The following is a 13494-nucleotide window of genomic DNA, read 5'->3' as shown; positions in this document are numbered from 1 at the left end:
TGGTCCCGGTGGGAGCGCTCCGTCCCCGGCCGCGGTTCAGCCGGCGGCGAGCAGCGGGAACAGCCCGACCCCGGCCGCGGCCTTCAGGTAGTCGGCGCCGGTCGTCCCGCCGGTGCCCGACACCCGCCCGATGATCTTCATGGTGACGCCCCAGTGCGTGCGCTTCATCCCGCACCAGCCCGCGTCCAGCCGGCGCATGGCCTCCTCCAGCCGGCGCGTGTCCGCGGTGGCCCAGCCTCCCGCACGGGTGAGGAACGCCTCCTGGAGGGTGGCGTCGAGGGCGAAGACGGGGCCCTTCTCCGGAGCGTGGGCGCCCGCCTCCCGCTTGGCGCTGACCGTCTCCACGAGCTGGTACGGCCGTGACTGGATGGCACTGGCGCCGTGCGTGTGGTCGCGGATGACGGCGAACGCCTCCGGCGGCATGGTCGTCAGGATGCGGTACAGCTTGGCCGTCGCGTCGGGCAGCCGGTCCGCGGCCGACTCCAGGAAGGCCGCGGCGTCGAGCGGACGCTCGTCGCGGACGGCCTCCACCGCGAGCGTCAGCGCCCGCGCCACCCGGGCGAAGATCCGCTCGAAGAGCTGGATGGACCGGATGAACATCCGCTCGTCGTGCAGGGTCGTCATGGGCAGCAGGGTGACCTCCACAGCGCGGCGCAGCGCCGGCGGCGCCTCGGCCCGGACGGCCGCCGCGGCGGCCGTCGCGGCGTCCGCCGCCCCCTCGGCCCCCGGTGCGGCGAGTGCCTCACGCAGCCCGTCCAGCGGCGCCGTGTCCGGCAGGGCCAGCGGGGCCCAGTCCGCGAGGCGGGCCAGCGCCTGCCACACGGCGACGGTCCGGGTCCGCTGGCGGCCCTCGCCCCCGGTGGCGGCCAGGGCCTCCGTCTCCCGTTCCACCAGGTCGGCCAGGAGCACCGCCAGCAGCAGGTCCTCGGCCCGTTCCGTGGCCCCGGGGGCGCCGTCCGTGTCCCACTGCGCGAGGGTCAGGACATCGTTGCCCGAGTAGGAGGCGTAGCTCATCGGCCGGTCGGTGAACGTCAGCGGCAGCCAGGTGTCGAGCAGCCAGGCCTCCGGTGCCGCCCAGGGCCGGGCACGGCCGGCGCACTCGATGCCGAGGCGCGTGCCCCGCAGCAGGGCGACCAGTTCCCCGGAGACGGCCGCCTTGCCGACCTGCTGGTAGTAGCCGACCACCTGGTCGTAGGGGAAGCCCTCGTAGTCCGGCCGGCCGGGGCCGAGGGCTGCGTGGGACCAGGCCGCGACGGCGTCCCGCGCCGTGCGCAGCGCTCTGTCCCGGGACGCCCGGGTGCCGTGCCCCAGTGCCGTTCCCCCGACGCCCATGTGCCCGTCCTCCAAGGAGTCCGCGGGTCCCCCCACCGGCGCCTTCTTGGTCATATGCACGTTCTCACCCGTTCGTCGACCGCCCCGGTCAGGCGTGGGAGTGCTGCGCGTCCATGGCCTCGACCAGGCTCTTGGGGCGCATGTCCGTCCAGTTCCGTTCGACGTAGTCCAGGCACGCCTGCCGGGCGTCCTCGCCGAAGACGCGCTCCCAGCCGGCCGGGACCTCGGCGAAGGACGGCCACAGGGAGTGCTGGCCCTCCGCGTTGACCAGGACCAGGTAGCTGCCGTTCTCGTCCTCGAAGGGGTTGGTGGCCATGGTGTTTCTCCTTGTCGTGACTGTGTGATCCGTGGGGTCCGCCCGCGGCGCGGGCGCCGTTCAGCGCTTCGCCGTGTGGTCGTCGATCACCGGGGCGATCACGTCCAGCGCGGCCGGCGTGGTCATCTCCAGGTGGGTGCAGTCCACCTCCGTCTCGTGGACCTCTCCGGTGACGTGGGGGTCCCACGCCCCGGCCGCGGAGGGACGCACGGCGCCGTCCCGTGCGGAGCGGAAGAGCAGCATGTCGCCGCGGAAGACGCCGGGCGTGAAGCCGTCGGCGATGCGGCGGTTGTTGGCGGCGACCCGGTGGAGGGCCTCGACGCCGCTCTCGCCGAGTCCGGCCAGCGGGCCGTCGTGCTCGCGCAGCAGCGCGGCGACCTCGGCGGCGGTGGCCGGGCGGGCCGTGCCGGCAGCGCCCGCCGGGTCCGCCGCCGCGGCGAGCACGGTGAGGATCTCCTGGAACAGGTCGCCCGCCGCCTCCTGGGGTCCGGGACCGGCCGCCGGGTAGGCGTCGAGCACCGCGAGCAGGTCCACCGGCGCTCCCTCGCCCTGGAGGAGTGCGGCCGTCTCGTGCGCCACCAGGCCGCCGAAGGACCAGCCGATCAGCCGGTACGGGCCGTTCGGCCACACCTTCCGGATGTGCGCGGCGTAGTCGGCGGCCATCTCCTTCAGGCCGGCGGCGGTCGGGTCGCCGGGGCGCAGACCGCTCGCCTGGAGGGCGTAGAGCGGGGCGTCGGGGTTCAGCCGGCTGATGAACCCGGTGTAGCACCAGCCGATCCCGGCGACGGGGTGGATCAGGAAGTACGGGACGCCGCCGCGGCCGGTGCGCAGCGGCAGCAGGGTGTCGAGCGGGTCGTCCCGCCGGTGCAGCCGGCGGGCCAGGCTCCGGACGGTGGGCGCCTCGAACACGGTGCGGATCGAGGCGGTGGTCCCCATCTCGGTGCGCATGCGGTTGACCAGGCGCGTGGCGAGCAGCGAGTGCCCGCCGAGGTGGAAGAAGTCGTCCTCGGCCCCGACCCGTGCCACGCCGAGCACGTCGGCGAACAGGGCGCACAGCGCCTCTTCCTCGGGAGTGCGCGGCAGGGCGGCGCCGGTGGCCGTGGCGGCGGGGTCGGGCGCGGGCAGCGCCTTGCGGTCCAGCTTGCCGTTGGGGGTCAGCGGCAGTTCGGGCAGGGGGACGACGGCGGCGGGCACCATGTAGCCGGGGAGCCGGTCGCGCACGTGCGCCCGCAGCGTCTCGGGGTCCGCGCTCTCGCCGGGCGCGGGAACGACGTACGCGACCAGCCGACGGTCCCCGGGCCGGTCCTCGCGGACGACGACCGCGTTCCGCGCGACGCAGGGGTGCCGGGCGAGGGTCGCCTCGATCTCGCCGAGTTCGATGCGGTAGCCGCGGATCTTCACCTGGTGGTCGGTGCGGCCCAGGTACTCCAGTGAGCCGTCGGCACTCCAGCGTGCCAGGTCGCCCGTGCGGTACATCCGGGTCCCGGCGGCCCCGTGGGGGTCGGCGACGAAGCGGCCGGCGGTGAGGGCGGGCCGGTCCAGGTAGCCGCGGGCGAGTCCGTCGCCCGCCAGGTACAGCTCGCCGGTGACGCCGGGCGGCACCGGGCGCAGGGCCGCGTCGAGGACGTAGGCCCGTGTGCTGCGCACGGGGCGGCCGATGCCGGGGGTGCCGGTCCCGTTCGCGCGCAGGTCCGCGGCGGTCGACCACACGGTGGTCTCCGTGGGCCCGTAGAGGTTGGTGACCGGGCCGCCGACGCGTGTCATGCGGTCGGCCAGGTCGGGGGGCAGTGCCTCGCCGCCGACGAGGACGCGCAGGCCGTCGGCGGCCTTCGGCCGTTCGGACAGCAGCGCGTGCCACAGCGTGGGCGTCGCCTGCATCACGGTCGCTCCGCTCGCCTCGATGAGGTCCGCGAGGGCGTTCGGGTCGACGACGGTGTCCCGGTCGGCCACCACCACGCTCGCCCCGGTGATCAGCGGCAGGCACAGTTCCAGGACGTGGATGTCGAAGGCGACGGTGGTCACCGCGACCATCCGGTCCCCGGCGCCCAGGGGGAAGCGCTCGGCCATCGCCGTGAGGAAGTTGAGCTGGGCGCGGTGCGGCACGACCACGCCCTTGGGGGTGCCCGTGGAGCCGGAGGTGAAGATGACGTACGCCGGGTGGTCCGGGCGCAGCGGCACCGGCCGTTCCCCTGCGGTGAGGTCACCCGCGTCGTGCGCGGCGGTCTCGGCGATCACCTTGGGGTCGTCCAGGCAGTGGACGCCGGGCCCGCCGGGGAGCAGGGTGCTGCCGGACCGGGTGGTGAGGACGGCGTCGGGGCGGGCGGCGGAGAGGATGCCCGCGATGCGCTCGGCGGGGTGCCCGAGGTCGACCGGGAGGTAGGCCGCGCCGGCCTTGTGGACGGCCAGCAGGGCGGTGACCAGCTCGGGGCCGCGGGGCAGGGCGAGGACGACGACGGACTCGGGACCGATGCCGCGTGCCAGCAGGAAGCGGGCCAACCGGTTGGCGCCGGCGTTCAGTTCGGCGTAGGTGAGTCCGGGGCCGTCGACCTGCCGGACGGCCGGGCTGTCCGGGGCGAGGCGGACCCGCTCCTCGAAGAGGACGGGCCAGCAGTCCTCGGAGGGCTCGGCGGCGGTGTCGTTCCACTCCTCGAGGACGCGGTGCCGCACCGAGGGGTCGAGGACGTCCACCCGGGCGACCGGGCGGCCGGGGTCGTCGACGACGGTCTCCAGGACGCGGCGCAGCCGCTCGGCCCAGCCGAGCACGGTCTGCCGGGAGAACAGGTCGGGCCGGTGGGTGAGGCGCATCCGCAGGGTGCGGCCCGGCAGGACGGTGAGGGTCAGCGGGTAGTGCGCGGTGCCGCTGCCCTCCGTGGCGGCGATCCTCAGCCCGTGGCGATCGGCGTCCCGGTCCTCGGAGGGCGCCGGGTAGTTCTCGAACACGTACAGGGTGTCGAAGAGTTCGCCGCCGGGGCCGGCCAGCCGCTGGATCTCTCCGAGGCCGAGGTACTCGTGGGCCGCCAGGTGCGCGCGCTCCTCCTGGAGGCGCCGCATGGTGGTGATCAGGGAGGCGGCCGGGTCCAGCCGCACCCGTACGGGCAGGGTGTTGGCGAACAGGCCGATCATCGACTCCACGCCGGGCAGCTCCGGTGGGCGTCCGGAGACCGTGGCGCCGAACACGATGTCGTCGCCGCCGGTGAGGTGCGCCAGCACCAGCGCCCAGGCGCCCTGCACGACGGTGTTGAGGGTGAGTCCGTGGCGGCGGGCCAGTTCGGTGAGGCGGGCGGTCAGCTCCGCGTCCACCTCGGCCTCGGCCTCCTCGGGCACCACGGTCTCCCGGCCGGCGCCGGCCGGGCCGAGCAGGGTGGGCGCCTCGAGCCCGTCGAGGTGGTCGCGCCAGGCCGACTCGGCCAGCGAGCGGTCCTGCCGGCCCAGCCAGCGCAGGTACTCGCGGTAGGGCACGACGGGCGGCAGGGTGTGGTCGCTGCCGTCCTCGGCGTACATGGCGAACAGTTCGCGCAGCATCAGCGGGACGGACCAGCCGTCGAGCAGGAGGTGGTGGCTGGTCATCACGAAGCGGTGCTCGTCGGCGGCCAGCCGGACGAGTTCGCACCGGATCAGGGGCGGCTTGCGCGGGTCGAAGCGGGTGGCGCGGTCGTCGGCGAGGATCGCCGTGAGCCGAGCCTGCCGCTCGTGTGCCGGCAGCGTGGACAGGTCCGTCTGCCGCCAGGGCATCCGTACCCGGTCCGGCACCACCTGGACGGACTCGCCGTTGCGGCGCTCGCGGAAGGCGCCGCGCAGATTGCCGTGCCGGGCGAGGAGACCGTCGGCCGCCCGGCGCAGCGCCCCGGCGTCCAGCTCGCCTCGCAGGTCGAACACGAACTGGAGGTGGTAGACGTCGGCCTGCCGCTCGTCGAAGCGGGCGTGGAACAGGAGCCCTTCCTGGAGTGCGGTCAGCGGGAGCACGTCCTCGATCCGCGCCTTGACTCGCTTCACTCTTCGTCCCCGTCCTCGAACATGAAGTCGTCCTCGAATTCCTCGATCTCGTCCTGACCGAGGTCGACCAGGTCGAAGTCGGAGGCGGTGGCACCGCCCGCGTCGTCCCGTCCCGCGTGCCGGGCCATCACGGTCAGCGCCCGGATCCAGGTGTCCGCGAGGGCGGACACCTCGGCCTCGGTCAGCAGGCCGTCCGGCCAGGTCCACACGGCGCGCAGTTCGCTTCCGCCGCCCGCCGCGGGGCGGGTCGTCGCGTTGACGGTGAGCGGGTTGCGCAGCGGCATCGCCCCGGGCGGCGCGAGCGCCCCGTCCGCGCCGGCCGCCTCGGGGGCCAGGTTCCAGTCCCCGGTGCCGGCGCCCTGGAACCGGCCCAGGTAGTTGAAGCAGATCTGCGGAAGCGGCAGCCCGGCCAGCGCGGGCGCGGTGTCCGGGTTGAGGTACCGCAGGAGCCCGTGGCCGATGCCCTCGTCCGGAACGGCGCGGAGCTGTTCCTTGACGCGCTTGAGCACCTGTCCGACGGCCGGCCCGGCCTCCCACAGGTCCGCCCAGTCCACCGGGCCGGTGTCGATGCCCACCGGGTGGACGCTGGTGAACCAGCCGAGGGTGCGGGACAGGTCGAGTCCTTCGGCGAGCTCCTCGTGCCGGCCGTGGCCCTCGACCTCGACCAGCACCGGAGCGTCCTGCTGCGTCCCGTCCCGGCCGGCCCGCACCGCCAGGGCGAGCGCGGCCAGCAGGATGTCGTCGACGCCCGCGTTGTAGGCGGCCGGCACCTGCGCGAGGACGGCCTCGGTGACCGGTGCGGGCAGTGCGACGGTCAGCGACCGGGCGGTGGCGGTGGTGTCCCGCGCCGGGTCGAGGGCGCGGGCGCCCAGCCGGGGTTCGGGCCGGTCGTGCAGGCCCGTCCAGAAGGCGAGTTCGGCCGCGCGGGACGGCTTGGCCGCCTCCTCGGCCAGGGTAGTGGCCCAGCGCCGGTACGAGGTTCCCGTGCGGTCCGGTCGCGGGGTGCGGCCGGCCTCCGCCTCGGTCCACGCCGTCCTGAGGTCGTCCAGCAGCACGCGCCACGACACGCCGTCCACGGCCAGGTGGTGGACGGTCAGCAGGAGTCGTCCGGGCGCGGTGTCGCCCGCGTCGAACCAGACGGCCTGGAAGACCACGCCGTCGGTGGGGCAGACGCGTTCGCCCGCGGCGACCGCCTCCTTGGCGAGGACGGAGCGCAGCGAGTCCTCGTCCGTCCCGGCCACGTCGATCCGGCGCACCGCTTCGCCGACCGGCACGGATCCGGCGGGCCGCACGCGCAGGCTCCGGCCGGCGCCGGCCACTTCGAGGCGCAGGACGTCGTGGTGGTCGACGAGTGCGCCCAGGGCCGTGACGAGGCCGCTCTCGGTGAGCTTGGCCGGGACCTGGAGCAGCACGGACTGGAGCAGGCCGTCGAGGGTGCCGCCGCGGGCCAGCAGGTCGTGCACGACCGGCGTGAGCGGTATCTCGCCGACGCCGTCGTCGGGCTCGTGCGCCGCGGTGTCGACCGTGCCCACGACGGCGGCGAGTTCGGCCAGCGTCCGGGTCCGGAAGACGTCCTTCGGCGCGAGCGCGAGGCCGGCCGCGCGGGCCCGGCTGGCGAGCTGGATGGACGCGATGCTGTCGCCGCCGAGTTCGAAGAAGTTGTCCTGCGGCCCGGTCTCGTCCAGGCCGAGCACCTCGGCCACCAGGCGGCACAGCCGTTCCTCGCGGGGGGTGCGGGCGGTGGAGCCGCCGCCGGAGCGGAAGACCGGGGCGGGCAGCGCGGACCGGTCGAGCTTGCCGTTCGCCGTCAGCGGCAGTTCCTCCAGGGCCACGACGGCGGCCGGGACCATGTACTCGGGCAGGCAGTCCGCCGCGTGGGCGCGCAGCAGCGCCGCGTCGACGCCCCGGCCGGCGTCCGCGGGGACGACGTAGGCGACGAGGCGCTTGTCCCCGGGCCGGTCCTCGCGGACGACGACCGCGCTCTGCGCGACGGACGGGTGGCGGGTGAGTGCCGCCTCCACCTCGCCCGGCTCGATGCGGAACCCGCGCACCTTGACCTGGTCGTCGGCGCGGCCGGCGAACTCCAGGGTGCCGTCGTGGCGTCGGCGTGCCAGGTCGCCCGTCCGGTACATCCGGGCGCCCGCAGGGCCGTACGGGTCGGCCACGAACCGCTCGGCGCTCAGTGCCGCGCGGCCGAGGTAGCCGCGGGCGAGTCCGGCGCCCGCGATGTACAACTCGCCGACGACGCCGTCGGGCACCGGTGCCAGTGCGGCGTCCAGCACGTAGGCGCGGGTGTTGGCGAGGGGCCGGCCGATGGGGAGCCGGTCGCCGAGCTCGTCGGCGGCGGACACCAGGTGGCTCGTGGCGCACAGGGTGATCTCGGTGGGGCCGTACAGGTGGCGTACGACGAGGTGCGGCGCCGCCCGCAGCACGCTCTCCACGGCGGCGACGGACACGACGTCGCCGCCGGTGAGGATCTCCTGGACGCCGTCGAGCGCGTCCGCGAGGTCGTCGGCGACGACGCGGAAGAGGCCGGCGGTGAAGTGGACCGCGGTGATGCCCTCGGTGACGACGAGCCGCTTCAGCTCGGTGACGTCCGGCTCGCCGGGCGGGGCCAGCACGACGCGTCCGCCGGCCAGCAGCGGCACCCACAGCTCGTAGTCCGAGATGTCGAAGGCGTACGGGGCGTGCATCAGGACGTGCCGGTGGCGTCCGCCGTCGGCCCAGGACGGGTCGAGGGCGAGTTCGAGCAGGTTGCGGTGGGTGACCGCGATGCCCTTGGGTTCGCCGGTCGACCCGGAGGTGTGCATGACGTAGGCCAGCCCGTCGGGCCGGTGCGGCACCTCGGGAGCGGTGCCGGCGGCCTCGCAGTCCTCGGCGAGGACGGTCCGCTCCTCCTCGCAGGGCAGCCCGCGCTCCCGCCAGGCCCGGTCGGTGACCAGGAGGCGGGCACCGGAGCCGGCCATCACGTCGCGCATGCGCCCGGCCGGGTAGCTCTCGTGCAGCGGGGCGTAGGCGGCGCCGGCCTTGAGGATGCCGAGCAGGGCGACGACGAGGTCCGGGGACCGTTCCATCAGGACGGCGACGCGGTCCTCCGGCCGGACGCCGAGGGCGATCAGGCGGTGGGCGAGGCCGTTGGCCCTGCGGTCCAGCTCGGCGTAGGTGAGCGGGCGGCCGTCGAGGGTGACGGCCACCGCGTCGGGGCTGGTGCGGGCCCGCTCGGCGAAGGCCGCGTGGACGGTGGACTCCACCGCGGGGACGGGCGTGCGGGTGGCGTCCCACTCGGCGCGCAGCCGCCGCCGTTCGCCCTCGTCGAGGACGTCGACGCGGTCGACGGGCCGGTCCGGGTCGGTGACGAGGGAGCGCACCACGTGTTCCAGGCGTGCGGCGATCCGCTCGGCACTGGCGGGGTCGAACAGCTCGCTGCTGTATTCGAGCATGCCCTCGATCCCCGCGGGCGCCCTGCCGTCGGTCCGTTCCCTGAGGCTCAGCGCGAGGTCGAACTTGGCGACGCCGATGTCGACGCCCGCGGTCTCGACGCTCACGCCGGGGAGCCGCAGGTGCTGTTCGGGGGTGTTCTGGAACGCGAGCAGGACCTGGAAGAGCGGGTGCCGCGAGCGCGAACGCGTCGGGTTGACCAGCTCCACCAGCCGCTCGAACGGCACGTCCTGATGCGCGTACGCCGCCAGGTCCGTCTTCCGCACCCGCGCCAGCAGCTCACGGAACGTCGGACCACCCGACACGTCCGTACGCAGCACCAGCGTATTGGCGAAGAACCCGACCAGATCGTCCAGCGCCTCGTCCGTACGGCCCGCCACCGGCGTACCGATCGGCACGTCCTCCCCCGCGCCCAGACGGCTCAGCAGCACCGCCAGCGCCGCCTGCACCACCATGAACACCGACGCCGACGACTCCCGCGCCAGCTCCGTGACCCGGCCGTGCAGTTCCGCGTCCCAGTCGACGTCCACCCGGCCTCCGGCGTAGGTGGACTCGGCCGGCCTCGGGCGGTCGGTGGGCAGGGGGAGTTCCTCGGGGGCGCCGGCCAGGGTCTCGCGCCAGAACGCGAGCTGGGCGTGGGCCGTGCTGCCGTCCCGGCCCTCGTCACCGAGCAGTTCGCGCTGCCAGAGGGTGAAGTCGGCGTACTGCACCGGCAGCGGCCGCCAGTCGGGGGCCCGGCCCTCGCGGCGCGCGGCGTAGGCCGTGCCCAGGTCACGCGCGAGCGGGCCCATCGACCAGCCGTCACCCGCGATGTGGTGCAGGGAGAGCAGCAGGACGTGCTCGTCGTCGCCGAGGGCGAACAGCGTCGCGCGCAGGGGGAGATCGCTGGCGAGGTCGAAGCCCTCCGCGGCGGCGGACCTCAGCAGCTCCGGCAGGGCCGTCTCGTCGGTGTCCACCACCGGCAGCGGCACCTCGGGCGCGTCGAGCACGAGCTGCCGGGCCGTCCCGTCCACGTCCGGGAACACCGTCCGCAACGCCTCGTGCCGCGCCACCACGTCACCCACGGCCGCCCGCAGCGCCTCACGGTCCAGGTCGCCGCGCAGCCGCAGCACCAGGGGCATGTTGTAGAGCGAGTCGGTGTCGTGGAGCCGGGCGAGCATCCAGAGGCGGTGCTGGGCGAAGGAGAGCGGCAACGGCGTGGGCCGGGGCCCGGGTTCGAGCGCGGGGCGTCCGGTTCCGGCGCCGAGGCCGCTGAGCCGGGCGGCGAGTCCGGCGGGCGTCGGGGTGTCGAAGAGCGCGGCGAGCGGCAGTTCGACGCCGAGCGCCGAGCGCACCCGGCTCACCAGCCGGGTCGCCAGCAGCGAGTGTCCGCCCAGGTCGAAGAAGCCGTCGTCGGGACCGGCCCCGGGCACGCCCAGGACGTCCGCGAACAGCCCGCACAGCACCTCCTCGGCGGGGGTGCGCGGCGCCCGGCCGGACGGGGCCGTGTCGTAGACGGGTGCGGGCAGGGCGTCGCGGTGCACCTTGCCGGTGGGCGACAGCGGGATGGCGTCCATCGCCACGACGGCAGCCGGGACCATGTAGTCGGGCAGCGTGGAGGCGACGTGGGCGCGCAGTTCGGCCGGGTCGGTCTCCGCGCCGTCGGCCGGCACGACGTACGCCACCAGCCGCTTGTCCCCCGGCCGGTCCTCCCGCACCACCACCGCGCTGTGCGCCACCGCACCGTGCCGGTCCAGCACCGCCACGATCTCCCCCGGCTCGATACGGAAACCCCGCACCTTCACCTGGTCGTCGGCACGCCCCAGATACTCCAGCTCACCGTCCGCGTTCCACCGCACCAGGTCACCCGTGCGGTACATCCGCTCCCCCGGCGCACCGAACGGACACGCCACGAAACGGTCCGCCGTCAGATCCGGACGATTCAGATAGCCACGCGCCACACCAGCACCGGCCACATACAGCTCACCCGGCACACCCACCGGCACCGGCAGCAGACCCCGACCCAGCACGAACACACGGGTGCCGTCGATCGGACGGCCGATGGGGGCGTTGACCGGGCCGCTGAGCGCACCGCTGAGGGTGGCGCACACGGTCGTCTCGGTCGGGCCGTAGGCGTTGAGCATGGTGCGGCCCGCCGACCAGCGGGCGGTCAGCTCGGGCGCGCACGCCTCGCCGCCGGTGATCAGTCCGCGCAGGGTGGGGACGCTCTCCGGGTCGAGGGTGGCCACGAAGGCCGGGGGCAGCATGGCGTGGGTCACCCGCGCCTCGGCCATGAGCCGCACCACCTCGTCCCCGATGAGCTGGTCGGGGCGCGGTACGACGAGGGTGGCGCCGGCCAGCAGGGCCGTCACCAGTTCACAGGCCGACGCGTCGAAGCTGAGGGAGGCGAACTGGAGCATCCGCGCGCTCCCGTCGACTCCCAGTGCCTTCCGGTGGGCCGCGGCCAGGCTCGCCAGGCCCCGGTGGGACACGAGGACGCCCTTGGGGCGGCCGGTGGAGCCGGAGGTGTAGACGACGTACGCGGGGTGGGTGACGTGCAGGGGTGCCGTCCGCTCCGCGTCGGTCAGGTCGGCCGGGGACAGGGCGGCCTGTCCGTCCGCCTCCGGGGCGTCGAGCCGCCAGCGCGGCACGTCGGCCGGTATCCGGGCGTCGGCGTCGCCGGAGGTGATCAGCCCGAGGGGGTGGGCGTCGGCGCACATGTACGCGGCCCGCTCGCCCGGGTGGGAGGGGTCGATGCTGAGGTACGCGGCGCCCGCCTTGACCACGGCCAGGGCGGCGACGACGAGGTCGGCCGAGCGCGGAAGGGCCAGTGCGACCACGGTCTCGGGGCCCGCGCCCAGGGCGACAAGTCGACGCGCGAGGCGGTTGGCCCGGGCGTTCAGCTCCGCGTACGTCACGGCCGTACCGTCGTGCAGCAGGGCCGTCGCCTCGGGTGTGCGGGCGGCCTGGGCCTCGAAGAGCGCCGGCAGCGGTGCCGGTACGGCGGCGGAGTCCGTGGCGTTCCAGGCGGTGAGCACCTGGTGCCGTTCGCCGTCGTCGAGGACGTCCACGCGGTCGACGGGGCGGTCGGGGTCGGTCACGAGGGCGTGGAGCACGTGCTCCAGCCGGCGGGCCAGACCGGCGGCGGTCCCGGCGTCGAAGAGGTCCTCGCTGAACTCGAGGACACCGTGCAGGCCACCGCCCTCGCCCTCCTCCCGCAGGCTGAAGACGAGGTCGAACTTGGCGACGTCGGTCTCGGCGGTCTCGGTCCCTATGGTGAGTCCGGGCAGTTCGAGACCGGCCTCGGGAATGTTCTGGAACGCGAGCAGGACCTGGAAGAGCGGGTGCCGCGAGCGCGAACGCGTCGGGTTGACCAGCTCCACCAGCCGCTCGAACGGCACGTCCTGATGCGCGTACGCCGCCAGGTCCGCCTTCCGCACCCGCGCCAGCAGCTCACGGAACGTCGGACCACCCGACACGTCCGTACGCAGCACCAGCGTATTGGCGAAGAACCCGACCAGATCGTCCAGCGCCTCGTCCGTACGGCCCGCCACCGGCGTACCGATCGGCACGTCCTCCCCCGCGCCCAGACGGCTCAGCAGCACCGCCAGCGCCGCCTGCACCACCATGAACACCGACGCCGACGACTCCCGCGCCAGCTCCGTGACCCGGCCGTGCAGTTCCGCGTACACCTGGAGGGGGGTCAGGCCGCCCCGGTGACTGGCGACGGCCGGCCGGGGTCGGTCGGTGGGCAGGTCGAGTTCCTCGGGCAGCCCGGCCAGGGCCTCGCGCCAGTACTCCACCTGCTCGTGCGCAAGGCTGCCCGGGTCGTCCTCCTCGCCCAGCAGTTCACGCTGCCACAGCGCGTAGTCCGCGTACTGCACCGGCAGCGGCCGCCAGTCGGGGGCCCGGCCCTCGCGGCGCGCGGCGTAGGCCGTCCCCAGGTCACGCGCGAGCGGAGCCATCGACCAGCCGTCGCCCGCGATGTGGTGCAGGGAGAGCAGCAGGACGTGCTCGTCGTCGCCGAGGGCGAACAGCGTCGCGCGCAGGGGGAGTTCGCGGGCGAGGTCGAAGCCGGTGCCCGCCGCGCCGCGCAGCAGCTCCGGCAGGGCCGTCTCGTCGGTGTCCACCACCGGCAGCGGCACCTCGGGCGCGTCGAGCACGAGCTGCCGGGCCGTCCCGTCCACGTCCGGGAACACCGTCCGCAACGACTCGTGGCGTGCCACCACGTCCCCGAGGGCCGCCCGCAGCGCCTCACGGTCGAGGTCGCCGCGCAGCCGCAGCACCACCGGCATGTTGTAGACCGCACCCGCGTCCTGCAACCGGTTCAGGAACCACAATCGCTGCTGCCCGAACGACAACGGCACCACACCGGGCCGCTCCCGACGCACCACCGCACGCCGCGTACCACCCGACTCCAACGCCCCCACACGAGA

The 13494-nt window shown here is 74.8% G+C and carries 4 protein-coding genes; all 4 read right to left on the bottom strand.

Annotation, left to right across the window (positions count from 1 at the left end; all coding sequences use genetic code 11):
* Positions 1-36: 36 nt before the first annotated feature.
* The 4 genes from ACH499_RS08160 to ACH499_RS08145 are packed head-to-tail and all read right to left on the bottom strand — an operon-like array spanning position 37 to position 13452.
* Complete coding sequence (locus tag ACH499_RS08160) at positions 37-1386, bottom strand: hypothetical protein (protein ID WP_399014336.1); 1350 nt, start codon at positions 1384-1386, stop codon at positions 37-39.
* A 34-nt stretch (positions 1387-1420) separates the two neighbouring features.
* Entirely contained in the window at positions 1421-1648 is a 228-nt protein-coding gene (locus ACH499_RS08155; protein ID WP_399014334.1) for an MbtH family protein, read from the bottom strand.
* 60 nt (positions 1649-1708) lie between these two features.
* Positions 1709-5641, bottom strand: a complete 3933-nt coding sequence (locus tag ACH499_RS08150; RefSeq protein WP_399014333.1) for an amino acid adenylation domain-containing protein — start codon at positions 5639-5641, stop codon at positions 1709-1711.
* The gene (locus ACH499_RS08145) at positions 5638-13452 is read right to left on the bottom strand and encodes an amino acid adenylation domain-containing protein (RefSeq protein ID WP_399014332.1); all 7815 of its coding nucleotides are present in this window, start codon (positions 13450-13452) and stop codon (positions 5638-5640) included. Before ACH499_RS08145 ends, ACH499_RS08150 begins: the two co-directional genes overlap by 4 nt.
* Positions 13453-13494: the final 42 nt, after the last annotated feature.

It is taken from the genome of Streptomyces sp. NPDC018947, from assembly GCF_044390505.1.
Taxonomy (GTDB): domain Bacteria; phylum Actinomycetota; class Actinomycetes; order Streptomycetales; family Streptomycetaceae; genus Streptomyces.
The sequence above is the reverse complement of the archived record's forward strand: the minus strand, read 5'-3'. Positions and strand labels throughout refer to the sequence as shown.

What these genes read in the sequence shown, in the direction of transcription:
- ACH499_RS08155 (WP_399014334.1), bottom strand. Translation starts at nt 1,648, where the DNA reads ATGGCCACCAACCCCTTCGAGGACGAGAACGGCAGCTACCTGGTCCTG.
- ACH499_RS08160 (WP_399014336.1), bottom strand. Translation starts at nt 1,386, where the DNA reads ATGACCAAGAAGGCGCCGGTGGGGGGACCCGCGGACTCCTTGGAGGAC.